The sequence below is a fragment of the Achromobacter sp. PD1 genome (assembly GCF_048541815.1).
Classification (GTDB): domain Bacteria; phylum Pseudomonadota; class Gammaproteobacteria; order Burkholderiales; family Burkholderiaceae_B; genus Achromobacter; species Achromobacter bronchisepticus_A.
In genome coordinates, this window is sequence record NZ_CP183349.1 from 6,111,562 (window position 1) to 6,129,182 (window position 17,621).

General features: G+C 67.3%; 17 protein-coding genes. 6 read left to right on the forward strand and 11 right to left on the reverse strand.

From position 1 onward, the window contains the following. Positions 1 to 34: 34 nt before the first annotated feature. Positions 35 to 1,234: an arabinose transporter gene (locus ACM1PE_RS28750; protein ID WP_059376468.1), complete on the reverse strand. Its 1,200-nt coding sequence runs from the start codon at positions 1,232 to 1,234 to the stop codon at positions 35 to 37. A gap of 149 nt (positions 1,235 to 1,383) precedes the next feature. On the opposite strand from ACM1PE_RS28750, the gene ACM1PE_RS28755 reads away from it, so the two are divergent. Further along, a complete protein-coding gene (locus ACM1PE_RS28755) occupies positions 1,384 to 2,043 on the forward strand; it encodes a TetR/AcrR family transcriptional regulator (protein WP_059376463.1) in 660 nt (219 codons plus the stop codon). A 21-nt stretch (positions 2,044 to 2,064) separates the two neighbouring features. Here ACM1PE_RS28755 and ACM1PE_RS28760 read toward each other — a convergent pair whose 3' ends face one another. The 6 genes from ACM1PE_RS28760 to ACM1PE_RS28785 all read right to left on the reverse strand — a co-directional run bounded on the left by ACM1PE_RS28760 (position 2,065) and on the right by ACM1PE_RS28785 (position 6,539). Further along, on the reverse strand, positions 2,065 to 2,574 hold the full coding sequence (locus ACM1PE_RS28760) for a nucleoside 2-deoxyribosyltransferase (protein WP_419341783.1): 510 nt from the start codon (positions 2,572 to 2,574) through the stop codon (positions 2,065 to 2,067). Positions 2,575 to 2,579: 5 nt separating this feature from the next. After that, positions 2,580 to 3,149 carry a flavin reductase family protein gene (locus ACM1PE_RS28765; RefSeq protein ID WP_054455727.1) on the reverse strand — a complete coding sequence of 190 codons (570 nt, stop codon included), beginning with the start codon at positions 3,147 to 3,149 and terminating at the stop codon, positions 2,580 to 2,582. 10 nt (positions 3,150 to 3,159) lie between these two features. After that, complete coding sequence (locus tag ACM1PE_RS28770) at positions 3,160 to 3,618, reverse strand: nuclear transport factor 2 family protein (protein WP_118932751.1); 459 nt, start codon at positions 3,616 to 3,618, stop codon at positions 3,160 to 3,162. A 136-nt stretch (positions 3,619 to 3,754) separates the two neighbouring features. Next, on the reverse strand, positions 3,755 to 4,366 hold the full coding sequence (locus ACM1PE_RS28775) for an NAD(P)-dependent oxidoreductase (RefSeq protein WP_059376457.1): 612 nt from the start codon (positions 4,364 to 4,366) through the stop codon (positions 3,755 to 3,757). Between the two features lie 265 nt (positions 4,367 to 4,631). Further along, positions 4,632 to 5,558: a 2-dehydropantoate 2-reductase gene (panE, locus tag ACM1PE_RS28780; protein WP_059376456.1), complete on the reverse strand. Its 927-nt coding sequence runs from the start codon at positions 5,556 to 5,558 to the stop codon at positions 4,632 to 4,634. A gap of 51 nt (positions 5,559 to 5,609) precedes the next feature. Next, on the reverse strand, positions 5,610 to 6,539 hold the full coding sequence (locus ACM1PE_RS28785) for a DedA family protein/thiosulfate sulfurtransferase GlpE (protein ID WP_059376452.1): 930 nt from the start codon (positions 6,537 to 6,539) through the stop codon (positions 5,610 to 5,612). 476 nt (positions 6,540 to 7,015) lie between these two features. Here ACM1PE_RS28785 and ACM1PE_RS28790 point away from each other — a divergent pair, with 476 nt between their 5' ends. The 5 genes from ACM1PE_RS28790 (at position 7,016) to ACM1PE_RS28810 (ending at position 13,101) form a co-directional block, all read left to right on the forward strand. Continuing rightward, on the forward strand, positions 7,016 to 8,047 hold the full coding sequence (locus tag ACM1PE_RS28790; protein ID WP_059376449.1) for a BMP family protein: 1,032 nt from the start codon (positions 7,016 to 7,018) through the stop codon (positions 8,045 to 8,047). Next, positions 8,044 to 9,573 (forward strand): ABC transporter ATP-binding protein, encoded by a 1,530-nt coding sequence (locus tag ACM1PE_RS28795; RefSeq protein WP_419341786.1) that lies wholly within the window; start codon positions 8,044 to 8,046, stop codon positions 9,571 to 9,573. The genes ACM1PE_RS28790 and ACM1PE_RS28795 overlap by 4 nt, the downstream gene beginning before the upstream one ends. A 49-nt stretch (positions 9,574 to 9,622) precedes the next feature. Further along, positions 9,623 to 10,696 (forward strand): ABC transporter permease, encoded by a 1,074-nt coding sequence (locus ACM1PE_RS28800; protein WP_059376442.1) that lies wholly within the window; start codon positions 9,623 to 9,625, stop codon positions 10,694 to 10,696. Between the two features lie 10 nt (positions 10,697 to 10,706). After that, positions 10,707 to 11,657: an ABC transporter permease gene (locus ACM1PE_RS28805; protein ID WP_054455740.1), complete on the forward strand. Its 951-nt coding sequence runs from the start codon at positions 10,707 to 10,709 to the stop codon at positions 11,655 to 11,657. A gap of 163 nt (positions 11,658 to 11,820) precedes the next feature. Further along, complete coding sequence (locus ACM1PE_RS28810; RefSeq protein WP_059376437.1) at positions 11,821 to 13,101, forward strand: amidohydrolase family protein; 1,281 nt, start codon at positions 11,821 to 11,823, stop codon at positions 13,099 to 13,101. Between the two features lie 33 nt (positions 13,102 to 13,134). Here the strand turns inward: ACM1PE_RS28810 and ACM1PE_RS28815 are convergent, their stop codons facing one another. From ACM1PE_RS28815 to ACM1PE_RS28830, 4 genes are all read right to left on the reverse strand, one after another. Beyond that, on the reverse strand, positions 13,135 to 13,968 hold the full coding sequence (locus ACM1PE_RS28815) for an AraC family transcriptional regulator (protein ID WP_118932748.1): 834 nt from the start codon (positions 13,966 to 13,968) through the stop codon (positions 13,135 to 13,137). A 79-nt stretch (positions 13,969 to 14,047) separates the two neighbouring features. Then, positions 14,048 to 15,112, reverse strand: coding sequence for an extracellular solute-binding protein (locus ACM1PE_RS28820; protein WP_419341789.1), 1,065 nt, complete (start codon positions 15,110 to 15,112; stop codon positions 14,048 to 14,050). Positions 15,113 to 15,217: 105 nt separating this feature from the next. After that, positions 15,218 to 16,381 carry an alpha-hydroxy acid oxidase gene (locus ACM1PE_RS28825; RefSeq protein WP_419341792.1) on the reverse strand — a complete coding sequence of 388 codons (1,164 nt, stop codon included), beginning with the start codon at positions 16,379 to 16,381 and terminating at the stop codon, positions 15,218 to 15,220. 210 nt (positions 16,382 to 16,591) lie between these two features. Beyond that, a complete protein-coding gene (locus ACM1PE_RS28830) occupies positions 16,592 to 17,488 on the reverse strand; it encodes a phytanoyl-CoA dioxygenase family protein (protein ID WP_059376419.1) in 897 nt (298 codons plus the stop codon). Between the last annotated feature and the right edge of the window lie 133 nt (positions 17,489 to 17,621).

Below are 17,621 nucleotides of genomic sequence, written 5' to 3' on the forward strand. Positions count from 1 at the left end.
GTGCAGGCGGCGCCGAAGCCGGCGCCGCCATTTTTTACCTCCGCGTCCTGAGCGCCATGGCCACGACCATCGCCGCCAGCGCGCACGCGCCGCCCATCGCATACACCGCGCCATAACCTTGCTCGCCGGCCAACCAGCCGGCAGCCGGGCTGCTCAGACCCAGAGCCACGTCCAGGAAAGCCACATACGCGCCCATGGCCGCGCCCCGGCTGGCCGCGGGTACGCGGCGCACGGCCTCGACGCCGAAGGCGGGAAACGCCAGCGAGTAGCCCGCGCCCGTCAGCAGCGCGCCGGCAAAGGCCCATGCCGGCGTGGTTCCAGTCCAGATCAGCCACTGCCCCGCCGCTTCAATCAGCACGCAGACGAGCGCCACGCGCGCGCCGCCCAGCTTGTCCGGCAAGCCGGCAAAGAACACCCGCGCCAGGATGAAGCCCGCGCCGAACGCGGTGAACATCCACGCCGCGCCGTCCCAACCGCGCTGCGAAAACAGCAGGCTCACGAACGCGGTGATCACGCCGAATCCAACGCTGGCCAGGGCCAGGCCTGCGCCGGGCAGCAGCACCAGGCCCAGCACTTTGTAGAAAGGCGTGCGCACGCCCCCCGCCGCGCGTACCCCGCGCAGCGGCAGCACCAGCGCCAGGGCCGCCAGCGGAATCAGCGCCGTGGCCCAGGCAATGCCCGCAAAGCCCGTGACGCCGTAGAGCCGCATGCCGGCGGGCGCGCCCAGCGCATAGGCGGCGTAGATCGCCACGCCGACCCAGGCCATCACGCGGCCCGCGTTCTGCGGCCCCACGCGGCCCACGCCCCAGCTCAGCGCGCCAGTGACGATAAGACTTTCGGCGCAGCCCATGAGCGCGCGTCCGGCCAGCAGCGCGGCCAGCGCCGCCTGCGGCCGCGCCGACAGGTCGTCGGCCAACAGATAGAACAGGCCCGCGATGGAGCCCAGCACAAAACCGCCCACCACCGCGCGCTTGGCGCCGCGGCGGTCAGCGAGCGAGCCCGCGTAGGCGCGCGACAGCAAGGCGGCGGCGAACTGCAGGCCGGCCACCACGCCAACCACCAGCGCGCCCAACGCCAGCGTGCCGTCTACATACAGAGGCAGCACCGGCATGGGCAGGCCGATCATGAAGAACCCGACGAATACCGCCAGCGCCAGCGGCAGCACTTGCGCGAAAACGGAGCGCACGGGCCCCTGGGCCGCGGGCATGGCCCCGGCCGTCGATGAATGCGACATTGAATTTCCTTAAGTGAGAGATGCGCAATCCGGAACCAGTTTGAAAACCGCCGATGGCATAATCGCCGTGTGCGGGCGATGAACCGGATTGCCTGCTGGAAATTTTATGAGCCGTTGCTCATATTCGATACTCGCCTTTCACAGTACCCATGACTGCCATCCCACAGCCCCGGAAATCGCCGCGTCAGCTCAGATCCCAGCACACCGTAGAGACAATTTTGCAAGCCACGGCTCGCGTTCTGGCGACCCATGGCTATGCGGGCACCAATACCAATCTGATCGCGGAGACGGCCGGCGTCAGCGTCGGTTCGCTGTATCAGTACTTCCCCAACAAGAACGCCCTGATCGCGGCGCTGCATAACCGCCACGACAACCAGATGCTGGACGTGATAGACGCGGTCCTGGACAGCAATCCCGCGGCCACGCTGCGCGAACGCGTCGCGGCCATTGTCGAAGCGATGCTGCACGCCCACATGCTGGAGCCCGCGCTGCACCGCGTGCTGGAAAGGGAGTTTCCGCTGTTCGACCAGCCGCACGAGCACAGCCGCGCGGATCAGGATATCCACAGGCGCATGCGTCATCTGCTGGAACTGCATCGTGCCGAAATCGCGCAGCAGGACCGGGATCTGGCGACCTATGTGGTGTTGCGCATCATGGAGTCGCTGGTGCATGCCGCAGCGCTGGAGCCGCCCGCGGGATTCTCGACGCGGCAGCTGGAACAGGCGGTGGTCGACGCGGTGATGGGGTATCTGGGCGAGCCGGCCGCGCGTCCCGCGCCGCGCAAGACGGCGAAGACTGCGCGCCGCTAGCCGCGCAATGGTTCGGGGCCGTCAGCGCCCCGGTTCGCGGGCCATCTGCGCCAGGCAGTCGGCCGCGCTGCCCGTGACGATGCGGGCGCTGCACGCCAGCATCAGATTCAGGTTCAGGCCAAAGTCTTCCACGGTGTAGCCATGCGCATCGACCATGCGCGATGCGCCATCGTCTGCCGCCGCGCCCACCGCCACCTGATCGATCAGCGAACCGACCTGGCCGGTATAGCCCCATACCGGCTTGCCGCAGGCGATGGCGTAGCCGACTTCGAAGGCCGTGCCGGAATCGGGTTCGGCGCCGCGGAACGGATTCAGGTTGGCCATCACCATGTCGGCGCGCCGTATCAGCGCGACGTTCTCGCGGTAGATCCATTGCGCCAGCGACGGACCCGATAGATCGTGCGGCGCCTCGTTGTCCAGCGGGAACAGACCGTCGAACCCATAGGTGGCGCAGAGCGCCTTCAAGCGTTTTCCGTGCGCCGCCGCATCGGGCAGGAACACGTCGAAACCCGCCAGATATACGCTGCGCATGTTGGTTACTCCGGATCGGAAACGTTGAAGGCTTCGCCAGTGGCGAAGAAGGAGCCGCCGGCCACGTAATGCACCGAACGGCGCTCGTCGTCAGGGAAATGCCAGCGGTTGCCGGAAAACACTTCCGGCGCGGCCCACGCGGCCACGACTTCGCCGATGAAGAGATCGTAGGCCTGCTGATTGTGCGGCTCGGGCACGACGCGGCATTCCAGCCAGCCCAGGCAACCGCTGATGAGCGGCGCGCCGATCTTGCTGGCGGGGAACGTCGTCAGGCCGCTGGCCTGGAACTTGTCCTCGTCGCGCCCGGAATCGGTGCCCACCCGCAGCGTGGCGCGCGCCTGCGCACGCGACGGGATGCACAGCGCGAACTCGCCCGAAGCTTCGATCAATCCGCGCGTGTAGGTGTTCTTGTCCACCACCACCAGCATCTTGGGCGGACTGAAATCCAGGGGCATGGCCCAGGCGGCCGCCATGACGTTGCGCGCATCGCCATGAGCGCTGGTCACCAGCACCGTGGGGCCGTGGTTCAGCAGCAGATAGGCGCGGGACAGGTCTACGGGTTCGATGCTGGACATGCGGCGCTTCCTAGAACATGCCGTTCTTGTTGGCGGGGTTCTCGGGGATTTCCTGGCTAACGTCCCAGTGTTCCACGATCTTGCCGTCTTCCACACGGAAGATATCCATCACGGCCTGGCCGCGGTCTTCCGGCGAATCGCGCCACAGGTTGTGGATAAGCACCAGGTCGCCCTCGGCGATCACGCGCTTGATCTCGACGATGGACTGCGGATGCTGCTCGAAATAGGCGGGAAAGAAATCCACCAGGGGACCGACGCCGTCCTGCATATAGGGGTTGTGCTGGACGTAGTTCGGGCTGACGTACAGGCGCACCGCCTCGTCGACATCGCGGTCCTGGAACATCATGCGGAAAAACGCCACCACAAGGTCCTTGTTGGACTGAGGCGCTGCCGCGCTTGCCGGCGCGGCAGCCACACAGGTTGCGGCGACCAGCAAGCAAACGGCCAACGATTTCAACTTCATACGCATACGGGGCAAACTCAGGTATCGGAACGCCGGCTGGCGGTGCGCCAGTTTACAAACAAAAACATGGATCCCGGGCCTTGGGCCCCAATGAAAAAGGGCCTCTTGCCGAGGCCCTTCGTGGTCCCGCCGACGGCCGGGCTCAGTAGCCGACGGTGTAGCGGCGGCGCGAATGCTTGGGCGTCTCGAGTTCATCGACCAGCGCAATGGCATAGTCTTCCATCGAAATCCAGCTCTTGCCTTCGTCGTCGGCCAGCAGGGTGTCGTCGCCCAAACGGAACGTGCCGGTGCGCTCGCCCGGCTCGAACAGCGCCGAAGGCGACAGGAAGGTCCAGTTCAGCACTTTTTCATGGCGCAACGTGTCCAGGAACACCACGCCGGCGCGCGCTTCGGGCTTGTAGGCGTCGGGGAATTCGGGGGTGTCGATCAGCATCTTGCCGGGGGCGACCAGCAGGCTGCCCGCGCCGCCGACCACCAGCAGACGCGGCACGCCCGCGTCCTTCACGGCGCTCAGGAGCGGCTTGGCGTCCGACGACACGAAGCGCGACGCGCTGATCACGGCGTCGTGGCCCTTCAGCAACGAGGTCAGCGCTTCGGGATCGGTGGCGTCGCCCTGCTTGATGGTCAGGCCGAGCTGCGGATTCACGTCGGACAGGTTGCGGGCGATGCCCGTGACCTGGTGGCCGCGCTTGAGCAATTCGTCCGCCACGCGCGAACCCACGCGGCCGGTGATTCCGATCAATGCAACTTTCATGGTCTTGCTCCTTGGGTAGGGGGAGCCAGGGCCGCCGCGACTTGCGGCGCAACACGTTTTGGCTCAGGCAAAGCCATACTATTCGTACAAATCCGATCGAAAAACCCGTAAAACCGGATGAGTTTTTTGCAATTTATGCACCAATACTTGGCAAACCCGCCCGCAACGGACCGAAGAGGCAGCCCTGCCGGCGTTTTCGCCGCCCTCAGACCAGTGTGCTCCCGACGGCACCGCTTGAACAGGGGGCCGCCGGGAAGCGCAGCGATCAGGCTGCGGCGCGCTGCGCCTGATAGACCTGCAGATGCGCGTAAGCCGTGCGCAGGTAGGTCGCGTCCACGCCCAGGGTGCGGGCGCGCCGCACCATGTCGCCGACGATATGATCGGCCTCGACCGGCAGGCCCTGGCTCAGGTCGCGGAACATCGACGCGGTCACGGGCTGGGTGCGGTCCCCGATCACCTTGCGCGCCGAGGCGTCGGCCTCAGGCCGCACCGCATGGCCCGAGGCGGCGGCAACGGCTTGCGATTCCTGCAGCAGCCCGGTCATGATGTCGATGCCGTCATCAGAAGAGGCAATCTGCCCGATCGTGCCGCGCATCAGGCAGGTGGCGGCGGCCATCGTGGTCAGGAACACGTATTTCTCCCAGATGTCCTGGTAGATGTCGGTGCTCAGGCGGCTGACGTACTCGCCGCCGGCCAGGGCCTGTTCCAGCGCGACGCAGCGTTCGCTGCGGGCGGGGCCGGCGCGCTCGCCGAAGACGATGTTGGCGTACTTGCCCAGATGCACCACTTCGCCCTCGGGGCCCAGGGTGGCGTTGATCTGGCACAGTCCGCCCAGCACCCGGTGCGGCTCGAACTCGCGGTCCAGCACGTCGTACTGCAGCACGCCGTTCATGATGGGCAGCACGGCGGTGTCGGGTCCGACCGCGGGGCGGATGGCCTCGATGGCGCTGGCCAGGTCATAGGCCTTGCAGCTCAGCACCACCACGTCGTAGCTGCCTTGTAGCGTCTGTTGCGTGACCAGCTGCGGCTGCAGCGTGGCGTCGCCCAGCGGACTCTTGATGCGCAGGCCCTGTTCGCGGATCCGCGCGGCGCGCGGCTCGCGCACCAGGAAGGTCACGTCCGCGCCCGCCTGAGCCGCCCGTCCGCCGAAGTATCCGCCGGTGCCGCCGGCGCCCAAGAACAACATCCGCATGCCTGTCTCTCCTTGTAGGCTGCCCGCCGTCTGCGCGGGCTCATGGCGGCATTATGCGCCTTGCGGGGGGAGCGGGTGCTCGTGCTCCTGCCAGGCTTGATATCCGCCGCGCAGCGCCCAGGTCTTGGGATAACCGGCAGCGCGCAGCCGCGACGCCAGCAATGCCGCCGACACCTCGTTGGGGCAAGCGCAGTACACGACGATGTCGGACTCCAGCGCCTGGGCGTCCAGCCGAGGCAAGGGGGCTTTCAGGTCCACGGCGATGGCGCCGGGGATGCGCTGCTCTTCGCGCAGCGCTTCGGGGCGCACGTCGAACACCAGCGCGTTGCGGCCGTCCTGGCGCCACTGCATCAGCTCATCCACCGACAGCCGCGGAATCACGCGCAGGCTGCGCAGCAGGATCCGGCGCCGCAGGAAACGCGCCAGGATGTACAACGCCAGCACCGCCGCCAGCACGCCCAGCCCCATGGCGCCGTAGGTGCCCAGGATCTCCAGCACGTCGTTGATCACGTTGTGGAACAGGCCGCCCAACAGCAGGGCCGAACCCGACCAGATCAGCGAGCCCACGATGTCGTAGCCCAGGAAACGCCGGTAGGGCGTGCCCGTCAATCCCGCCATAACGGTGGACAGCGCCCCCGCACCCGGCAAGAACTTGCACACCAGCAACGCACGCACGCCTATGCGCAGGTACAGGCGCTGCGTCTGCCGGATGCAGGAATCCTGCGACAGCGACATCTTGCAGATCACGCCCAGAAGACGCGAGCCGTAGCGCTGGCCAGCGGCATACCAAAGGCTGTCGGCCAGCAGGCAGGCGACCGTAGCCGCCATCCAGGGCACGAGCCACCCGCCCGCGCCGGCCAGCGCGCCGGCAGCGATCAGCATGGGATAGGCGGGTACCGGCAAGCCGGCCTGCTCGACCAGCACGTTGGCAAACACCAGCCACCCGCCGTACTGTTCCAGCAGCAGTTGTATATCTTGCATGGGGTCTTCCAGCTTGCCGCGCCACGCGCGCGGCTCATGCCTGCGATTTTAGGCGCGCAGACCGGAGATCGGCGCATCGGCGGCCGCAACGGCCCGTTCCATACGGCCGCTCTGTCCACCCCTTGAAACGCCGCGCACCGTCCTGGTGCCACCAATCCCCGCCAGGGTGCCTATAATCCTGCCCGGCCATCAGGTTTCCCCGACTTGTCGCGGGAATGCCCCATGGCATACAACTTGCTTCGCCAGGGCTGGCAGCGAACCCGACCATTCGGATGGGGCGCGTCGCCTGGCGCTCCCCATCCGATGACCGATCCCACGCCCTCGTTTCCGTACGCTAGTCCCGGCACGTCTGCCGGCGGCCGCCATATGGAACCGGGCCGCGGCCGCGCGCGCGCTCCAGCAGCGCGCGGATCGGTGCCCAGCGCGCATCGCCACCAATCCCCATCCCTTTCCCTCCCTTCGCAGGAGTCACCCGCATGAAAGCCTTTTCCACCCCGTCCGTCGCCGGCATCGCCCGCCGCGGCCTGCTCAAGCTGGCCGCCGCCGCCGCCGGCGCGCTGCTGTTCTCGGGCGCCGCCCAGGCTCAGGCGCCCGCCAAGACCAAGGTCGCCGCCATCTACACGGTGCCGGTCGAACAGCAATGGGTGTCGCGCATCCACAAGGCGCTGGTCGCGGCCCGCGATCGCGGCGAGATCGAATACACGTTCTCGGAAAACGTCACCAACGCCGATTACGAGCGCGTGATGCGTCAGTACGCGGAACAAGGCAACAAGCTGGTGGTGGGCGAGGCCTTCGCGGTGGAAGCCGCCGCCCGCAAGGTGGCCAAGGACTATCCGCAGACCGCTTTCCTGATGGGTTCCTCGGGCAAGCCGCAGCAACCCAACTTCTCGGTGTTCGACAACTACATCCAGGAACCCGCCTACCTGACCGGCATGATTGCCGGCGGCATGAGCAAGACGGGCAAGATCGGCCTGGTGGGCGGCTACCCCATTCCTGAAGTGAACCGCCTGATGCACGCCTTCATCGAAGGCGCCAAGGAAGTGAACCCGCAGACCGAATTCACCGTGACCTTCATCGGCTCCTGGTTCGATCCCCCGAAGGCCAAGGAAGCCGCCTTCGCCATGATCGACAAGGGCGCGGACGTGCTCTATGCCGAGCGCTTCGGCGTATCGGACGCCGCCAAGGAGCGCGGCAAGCTGGCCATCGGCAACGTGATCGACACGCAGCAGCAGTATCCGGAGACCGTGGTCGCCTCGGCGCTGTGGAGCATGGAACCCACCATCGACGAAGCGCTCAAGCAGGTGCGCGCCGGCACGTTCAAGGCCGATGACTACGGCCAGTATTCGCTGATGAAGCACAAGGGCTCGTCGCTGGCGCCGCTGGGCACCTTCGAAAGCAAGATTCCCGCCGACCTGATGGCCAAGGTCCAGGCCAAGCAGAAGGCCATCCTGGACGGCAGCTTCAGCGTCAAGGTCAACGACAAAGAACCCAAGTCCTCGGCACGATGAACCACGCGCCTCTCGCCCTGCAACTGTCGGGGATCACCAAACGCTTTGGCAGCCTCACGGCCAACGACGACATATCGCTCACGCTGCGCCAGGGCGAAGTGTTGGCCTTGCTGGGCGAGAACGGCGCCGGCAAATCGACCTTGGTGTCGATCCTGTTCGGCCATTACGTGGCCGACGCCGGCAACATCGAAGTCTTCGGCCAGGCCTTGCCTGCCGGCCGGCCCGACGCCGCATTGGCGGCCGGGGTCGGCATGGTGCATCAGCACTTCACGCTGGCGGACAACCTGACCGTGCTGGACAACATCATGGTCGGCACGGAATCGCTGTGGAAGCTGGCGTCCGGCCGCGGCAAGGCCCGCCAGCGCCTGGTCGAACTCGGCCAGCGCTTCGGCCTGAGCGTGGATCCGGACGCGCGCGTCGGCACGCTGTCGGTCGGCGAGAAGCAGCGGGTCGAGATCCTGAAGGCGCTGTATCGCGGCGCGCGCGTCCTGATCCTGGACGAGCCCACCGCCGTGCTCACGCCGCAGGAAGTGCAGGACCTCTTTGCCACCTTGCGCGGCTTCGTCGACGAAGGCCTCGCGGTGATCTTCATCTCGCACAAGCTCGACGAAGTCATGGCGGTGTCGGGCCGCGTGGCGGTGCTGCGCCAGGGCAAGCTGGTGGCCGAGCGCGAAACCGCCAGCACCAGTCCGGCCGAATTGGCCGAGCTGATGGTGGGTCGCAAGGTCGTCATGCCGCACGCCGAAGCCGTGGCTGCGGCCGAGCAGGCCGCGCCCGTGGTGACCTTGTCGCAAGTGACGGTGCGCGACGGCCGTGACGGCGCGACGCGCCTGGACAGCCTGGACCTGGTTGTCCACAAGCACGAGATCGTGGCGATCGCGGGCGTGGCCGGCAACGGCCAGCAGGCGCTGGTGTCGGTGCTGACCGGTTTGCGCCAGCCCAGCGACGGCACCATCCGCCTGGGTCCCGAGCATGCGGCGGCGCCCACCACGCCGGCCGGCTGGACCGCGGCCCACGTCGGCCGCATCCCCGAAGATCGCCACGGCGAAGGCGTGATCGGCGACAGTCCCTTGTGGGAAAACGCCATCGTCGAAGACCTGAAGGACCCGCGCTTCGCGCGCTGGGGCCTGGTCCGGGCGCGAGCGGGCAAAGCCTATGCGCAGGCCCTGGCCAAGCAGTTCGACGTGCGCGCCGCATCGCTCGACGTGCGCACCCGCAGCCTGTCCGGCGGCAATATGCAGAAGCTGATCCTGGGCCGCACGCTGGCCCGCGAACCGCGCTTCATCGTGGCCGACCAGCCCACCTGGGGCCTGGACATCGGCGCGGTCGCCTATGTGCGCGAGCAGCTGCTTGCGGCGCGCACGCGCGGCGCGGGCGTGCTGCTGGTGTCCGAAGACCTGGAAGAGATCTTCGCCCTGGCCGACCGCATCGCCGTACTGTGCGGCGGCAAGCTGATCGCCGTGAAGCCGGTGTCCGAATGGACGCCCGCCACGGTGGGCCTGGCCATGACGGGCACGCAGGGATGAAAACCCGCCACGTCCCGCGCGTCTCCACACCCTACCGAGCATTACTCGCATGAAACTGATCCTGGAACGCCGCCCGGAGCCCAGCCGCCTGGCGCTGGCCGTGGCGCCCTTCGCGGCCATCGCCTTCACGCTGGCGGTCTGCACCCTGCTGGTGGCCTGGGCCGGCGCCCCCGTGGGCCGCACCTATGCCTTGCTGTTCGAAGGCGCATTCGGCTCGCGCTTCGCGCTATCCGAAACCCTGACCCGCGCGACCCCGTTGATGCTGACCGGCCTGGCCTGTGCGGTGGCATTCCGCGCGCGCTTCTACAACATCGGCGCCGAGGGCCAGCTATACCTGGGCGCTCTGGCCGCGGTGGCAGTCGGCGGCCTGCATGACGGCACCGGCTTCGACCTGCCCGTGCCTGCGCTGTTTGCCGGCATGATGCTGGCGGCGGCGCTGGCTGGCGCCTTGCTGCTGTTGATCCCCGCCATCCTCAAGACCCGGCTGGGCGTGGATGAAGTGGTGACCACGCTGCTGGGCAACTTCATCGTGCTGCTGTTCGTGTCGATGATGCTGGACGGCCCCATGAAGGACCCCATGGCCATGGGCTGGCCGCAGTCCGTGGCGCTCAACGGCGACCTGGAGCTCGGCAAGCTGATCGAGCGCACCCGCGCCCATACCGGCCTCTTGTGGGCTGCCGGCCTGGCGCTGGGGCTGTGGCTGCTGAACCGCTACACCGTATTCGGCTTCCAGATGCGCGCGGTCGGCGCCAACGCGCACGCCTCGCGCTTCCTGGGCTTGCCGGTGAACCGTGTGATGCTGGGCACCGCCATGCTGTCGGGCGCGCTGGCTGGCCTGGCGGGCGCGATCGAAGTGGCGGGCCGCACCGGCTACGTCACGCTCGACATGTCGCCGGGCTATGGCTACACCGGCGTGGTGGTGGCTATGCTGGCCGGCCTGCATCCGCTGGGCGTGATCCTGGCCAGCCTGTTCGTGGCTGGCATGCTGGTGGGCGCGGACAGCATGAGCCGCGCCATCGCGGTGCCGAACTACATCGCCGACGTCATCGTCGCCACTTCGTTGCTCGCCATGCTGGTCGCGACGCTATTTGCGCAGTACCGCCTGCGCCGCAACCGGGCCTGAGGAGCGCGCCATGGAATGGATGGATCTGATGAGCTCGTCGGCGTTCTGGGTGGCGGTGCTGCGCCTGGCAACGCCGCTGATACTCGGCACGCTGGGCGTGCTGCTGTGCGAGCGCGCGGGCGTGCTGAACCTGGGCATCGAAGGCATCATGGCCGCCGGCGCCTTCACCGGCTGGCTGGTGGTGTATCTGGGCGCGCCGCTGTATGTGGGCGTGCTGGCGGCCGCTTTTGCGGGCGCGGTGTTCGGCCTGCTGCACGCGGTGCTGACCGTGCCGCTGGGCCTGTCGCAGCACGTGTCCGGCCTGGGCGTGACGCTGCTGGCCACCAGCCTGAGCTACTTCGCCTACCGCGTCACGTTCCCCAGCGTGAACACGCCGCCCACGATCACGCCGTTTGCAGAAATGAAGTTCCTGGACGGCATTCCGCTCATCGGCCCGGTGCTGGCCGGGCAGACGCCCATGACCCTGCTGGCCCTGGCAGCGGTGCCGATACTGGCCTGGGTGCTGAACCGCACGCCGGTCGGCCTGGCGATCCGCATGGTGGGCGAGAACCCGGCCGCGGCCGAAGGGCAAGGCCTGTCGGTCACGCGCTTGCGCATGGGCGCCATCGTGGCCGGCTCCGCGCTGATGGGCGTGGCAGGAAGCTTCCTGACGCTGGCGGCGTTCAATGCCTTCTTCTTCAACATGGTCAACGGCCGCGGCTGGGTCTGCGTGGCGCTGGTCGTGTTCGCGTCGTGGCGGCCCGGCAAGGCGCTGCTGGGCGCACTGATCTTCGCCTTCTTCGACGCGCTGCAATTGCGCATGCAGCAAGGCGGCGCAGCGCTGCCCGGCCTGCCGGAGTTGCCGTACCAGGTCTATCTGATGCTGCCCTACGTCCTGTCCATCCTCGCCCTGGTGGTGATGGCGCGTCGCGCCGCCTACCCGCAGGCGTTGATGAAGCCCTACCGCAAAGGAGAGAGGTAGAGGAAGGGTCCACCCCCGAAGCGCTGCGCGCTTCCCCCTCAAGGGGGCGACGCTACGGACCGGCAAAGCCGGCTCCGTGCGCCCCGGATGGGATACGCCAGCTCAACGCGAAGAACGGGGGCCGCAGTACCATGAACAACAGAAACCTTCCGCAAGGAATTCCATGCTCGATCTGATTCTTAGACACTGCACGCTGCCCGATGGCCGCCAGAACATCGACATCGGCATCGCCGGCGGCCGCATCGCGGCCTTGGAGCCAGCGCTGAAGGCCGAGGCCGCGCAGATCGTGGACGCGGCCGGCCAGCTGGTGGCGCCGCCTTTCGTCGACGCGCACTTCCATATGGACTCCACGCTGTCCTTCGGACTGCCGCGCGTGAACCAATCCGGCACGCTGCTGGAAGGCATCGCGCTGTGGGGCGAGCTCAAGCCGCTGCTGACGCAGGAAGCGCTGGTCGAACGCGCGCTGGCTTATTGCGACTGGGCCGTGGCGCGCGGTCTGCTGGCCATCCGCTCGCATGTGGACGTGTGCGATCCGCGCCTCCTGGCCACGGAAGCGCTGCTGCATGTGCGCGAGAAGGTCAAACCCTACCTGGACCTGCAGTTGGTGGCCTTCCCGCAGGACGGCGTGCTGCGCGCCCCCGGCGCCCTGGACAACCTCAAGCGCGCGCTGGACATGGGCGTGGACGTGGTGGGCGGCATTCCGCACTTCGAACGCACCATGCAGGACGGCGCGGAATCGGTGCGCATCCTGTGCGAACTGGCCGCCGAACGCGGCCTGCGCGTGGACATGCACTGCGATGAAAGCGACGATCCGCTGTCGCGCCACATCGAGACGCTGGCGTACCACACGCAGCGCCTGGGCCTGCAAGGCCGCGTGACGGGTTCGCACCTGACGTCCATGCACTCCATGGATAACTACTACGTCTCCAAGCTGATTCCGCTGATGCGCGAAGCCGGCGTGTCCGCCATCGCCAACCCGCTGATCAACATCACGCTGCAAGGCCGCCACGACACCTATCCGAAGCGCCGCGGCATGACGCGCGTGCCCGAGCTGCTGGCCGCCGGCGTGCCGGTGGCTTTCGGCCATGACTGCGTGATGGACCCCTGGTACAGCCTGGGTTCGGGCGACATGCTGGAAGTGGCGCACATGGGCCTGCACGTGGCCCAGATGACGGGCCAGGACGCCATGCGCGCCTGTTTCGAAGCCGTCACCACCACGCCGGCCAAGATCCTGGGCCTGGACGAAACCGGCCTGGCGGTCGGCAAGCGCGCCGACCTGGTGCTGCTGCAGGCGCGCGACGCGGTCGAAGCGCTGCGCCTGCGCGCCACCCGCCTGATGGTGCTGCGCGCGGGCCAGGTGGTGGCGACCACGCCGCCCGCCACCGCCACCCTGAACCTGCCGGGCCGTCCGGCCCAGGTCAGCTTCCAGACGCCGGCGCGCTGAGCACGTCTGGCGCGGCGCACACGCCGCCGCGCCTTACTTCAGCGGCATGCAGATGCGCGTCTGCAATTGCGCCGGCGGCGTAGTGCGCGGATCGTTCAGATACTGCTCGAACATGGGAAAGTCCGCCGGCACCTCGCCGCTGGCCGGCAGCCATTGCGAGAACATCCAGTTGTAGGCCTTGTCCATCTCGTTGTAGGGCCCGGTGTACGTCAGGATGGCGCAACGGCCTTCCGGAATCTCGAAGCGCTCCAGCTCGCCCCCCAGGTCCGCATCCGGCGCCACCGACATGCCGGCCATGGAACGCAGCTGGCTGGCCGGTACCTGCTCCGGGTCGTCGAGGTACACGCCGTAGCCGATGGAATCCGGCTGCGCGATGCCGCGGCTGACGGCCAGCATGAAGGCGCGCGTGAACAGCGGGCCGATTTCCTGATAGCTGCCGCGATGCGGCAGGACCGCCAGCGTCGCGCCCGGAAAGGTTTCGATCTTGATGGGATACATGCCTAGCTCCTGTGGGTCGAAGGGACGGGAGCGGACAGCCCGGTAACGCCCCGGCGATATGCCGAAGGTCGCGCCGAATGCCCGGTTGAACGCCGCGTCCGACTCATAGCCGGCGCGCTGCGCCACCTCGCGCAAGGAAGCCTCGGAATTCCCCAGCGCCACCGCCGCGCGGTGCATGCGGATGCGCTGCACGGTAGCGTTCACCGTCTCTCCCATCATGGCGCGGTAGACGCGATGGAAGTGGTACGGCGACAGGCAGGCCAGCTCGGCCAGCCGGTACAGGTCCGGGTCGGCGTCGGGGTGGCTTGCCAACCAGCGCAGGACGGGTTCCAGGCGCTGGCCATAGAGGTTCAGGGTTGCGGGCTTCATGCGGTCTCCTTGGAGAGCAATGTAGCGGGCCGGCCTTTGCAGATTTTGCGCTTTTTGGCCGGCCGCGGGCAGGGGGCCGTCAGCGCCCGATCTCCCGGTTCCAGCGCGCGTTGAACGCGGGCCGGGTCTCGTTGATCTGATCCCAGTTCGGTATCTTGGCGTTCGACATATAGCCCTGGAAGCGCTGCAACGCATCCGCGTGGCCCGCTGGCGCCAGCACGTTGCGGTTGGACGGGAAGTGTCCGCCCATCTCCAGCGCCTTCGTCTGCGCCTGCTCGGACAGCAGGTACAGCGCCAGCTTCTGCGACAGCTCCGGCTCGCTATTGCCGGCGACCACGCACTCACCCACCATCAGGATCATCGAACCCTCCTTGGGCTGCGCGTATTCCACGTGCACGCCCCGCATCTTCAGGCGGGAGATGGCCGTGGGCGTCCAGGGAAACAGCACCGCCTCGTCGGCCTGCACCATATCGGCCAGGCGCGCCGAATCCGGCAGGTATGCACGCACGTTCGGACCGACCACGGCCGGCCAGTGCGCGAAGCCCGGTCCGTAGTTCCGGTCGTCTCCGCCCAGGATGCGGTTGATCATCAGGAATGCGTGCAGGCCAAAGGTGCTGCTGGAAGCCGACTGCACCACGACCTGGCCCCGGTACTTCGGATCGGCGAGGTCCATCCACGACGTCGGCGGCGCCCAGCCCCGCTCGGCGAACACCTTGGTGTTGTAGCCCAGGCCCGTCATGCCGATGTCGATGCCCGCGGCCATGCGGTCCTTCTTCAGTGCGGTGGGATACAGCTCCTTCAGCACCGGATCGTCGTTGAGCTGCGTGCACAAGCCCATGGAGATCGCGCGCGCCATGATGCCGTCGTCCAGGAACATGAGGTGCAGCCGCGGCTTGCCCTTGTCGGCCTGGGCGCGCGCCAGCACCTCGGTCGACATGCCCGGCACCACCACGATCCTGACGTTGTGGGCGCGTTCGAAATCCGGAAACACATACTGCGAGAACGCGCGTGCCATGTCGCCGCCGTTCATGCCTACGTACAGTGTGGTCTGCTGCGCTGCGGCTCCGGCCGACAACAGCGCCGCCAGGGCCGCGCCCAGCACCGCCCCCACGCGGCGCCGCCCGTTTTGTTTGTTACGCGTCATATTGGTTCCTGCATGGGCTCATGCGACCTCCCGAATCGGCGTGCCAACGAAAAAAGCCTGGCACGCTACCGTATCCAGGCTTTTTCTCATGGGCTGCCGAACCGTTCAGTTCGGGTAGGTTCCGGGCAGCAGGATGCTGCGGTCGCCGGGCTCGATCGAGCGACGGCCGCACAGCGCCATCGTCGTATCCATTTCCTTGTACAGGATCTCCAGCACGCGGGTCACGCCGGCCTGGCCATAGGCGCCCAGGCCGTACAGGAATGCGCGGCCGATCATGGCGCCGCGCGCGCCCAGCGCCACGGCCTTCAGGATGTCCTGGCCGGAACGCACGCCGCCGTCCATCCACACTTCGATCTTCGAGCCCACGGCGTCGGCGATCGAGGGCAGGGCGGCGATGGACGACATGGCGCCGTCCAGCTGACGCCCGCCGTGGTTGCTGACGATGAGCGCATCGGCGCCGCTATTGGCGGCCAATTGGGCGTCCTCGACATCCAGGATGCCCTTGATGATGAGCTTGCCGCCCCAGCGCTGCTTGATCCATTCGACGTCGTCCCAGCTCAGGCGCGGGTCGAATTGTTCAGCCGTCCATGCCGACAGCGAGGACAGGTCACTCACGCCCTTGGCGTGGCCGACGATGTTGCCGAAAGTGCGGCGCTTGGTGCCCAGCATGCCCATGCACCAGCGCGGCTTGGTGGCCAGGTTGATGAGATTGCGCAGGGTGGGCTTGGGCGGGGTGGACAGACCGTTCTTGATGTCCTTGTGGCGCTGGCCCAGGATCTGCAGGTCCAGCGTCAGCACCAGCGCCGAACAGCCGGCGGCCTTGGCGCGGTCGATCAGGTTGGCGACGAACTCGCGGTCGCGCATCACGTAGAGCTGGAACCAGAACGGCTTCCTGGTGGCCGCGGCCACATCTTCCAGCGAGCAGATGCTCATGGTGGACAGGGTGAAGGGCACGCCGAAGTCGGCCGCTGCCTTGGCCGCCAGAATTTCGCCGTCCGCGTGCTGCATGCCGGTCAGGCCCGTGGGCGAGATCGCCAGCGGCATGATCACGTCGTGGCCCACCATGGTGGTGCGCAGCGACCGGCCTTCCATATTGACCGCCACGCGCTGGCGCAGCTTGATCTTCTGAAAATCGCTTTCGTTGGCGCGGTAGGTGCCTTCGGTCCAGGCGCCGGAATCCGCGTAGTCGTAGAACATGCGCGGCACGCGCTTCTGCGCAATGGCGCGCAGATCTTCGATGCAGGTGATCGTAGAAAGGTTAGCGGTCATGGAGTGGTCTATGGAGTGTTGGGGCGCCAGCTGCGGCTCGTTATTCTTGGACGCCGGGCCGCCAGCTGCGGGCAGCTCCAGCGATTGCGCGGCCCTCCCAGGCCCCGCAACGCCGCCCAGTATACGCGCCGAGGCCGGCAAGCGTCGCTTGCCGGCCTCGTTCGCGCCCCCCCTTTTATCGCAGGGACTCTTGCGGCCCCTGCGCCCCCGTTATCGCGGCCAGACCTTGGACACCGCCCGAATCGTGGCCCAGGCCACCCAGCGCGGGCTGGTCAGCCGCGCGGCGGGCAGACGGCGCATCACGTCCACGGCCAGTCCGCCGCGCTTGTGCCACTGTTTCTTGCGGGTCTGGCTGTCGGTCCAGCGGCCTTCCAGCCACGGGAATTCGCGGCGGCCCGGCTTGTAGACCGGCGGCGTGTTGTAGATCAGGATGTAAGCCAGCCGCGGCGCCTGCGAGGTATTCGGCCCGGTGAAGTGCAGCGTGCGGGCGTCATGCACCGTGATGCCGCCCGGGTCCAGCGGCTCCGGCACCGCCTGGTCGCGCGGAAAATCGCCGCAGCATTCAAGCGGATGCAGGGTCTTGTCGCCGCCCGGCGAACGGTGCTCCAGCACGTCCCATTTGTTGGAACCCGGGATGAACTGCATGCAGCCGTTTTCCGTGGTGGCCGGCTGCAGCGCCAGCCAAATGCTGAGTTCGTTGTAGATGAAGTCCGGCGAGCGGAAAGCCTCGTCCTGATGCCACGGCGTTTCCGGTCCGTGCGGCCCTGGCTTGAGCAGGGCGTGTTCGCCGTACAGGGCCGCCTCGGGGCCCAGCAACTGGCGCGCCAGCTCCAGGGTGCGCTCGTGGTACTCGGTCTTCAAGAGGCCCGGGGCATAATGGCGAGGATCGTGCAAGCTGGGAAACTTGGCAGGTTTGGACGGGTCGTCGCGGCTCACAAAGTCATACTGCGCCCCCTCGTTGTAGCCGGTCTTGTTCGCGAACAGGTCGAGCAGCGTCCTGCGGATGTAACCCACCTCGTCCTGCGGGCACATGTCCTTCAGGGCCAGGTAGCCCTGTTCCCTGTAGCGCGCTGTCTCGGCTTCCGACAACAAACTGGTCTCTTCCATAATGGCTTCTCCAAGCTCTGGTAACGGGTGTTCCCGCTGGCACGTTTTGACATGAGCTCTAACGTATCGCCAGGCGCCCCCCCGGCCTATAGACCATCCGCCGTAGTCACTACCGTCTACGTACATCGCCGAG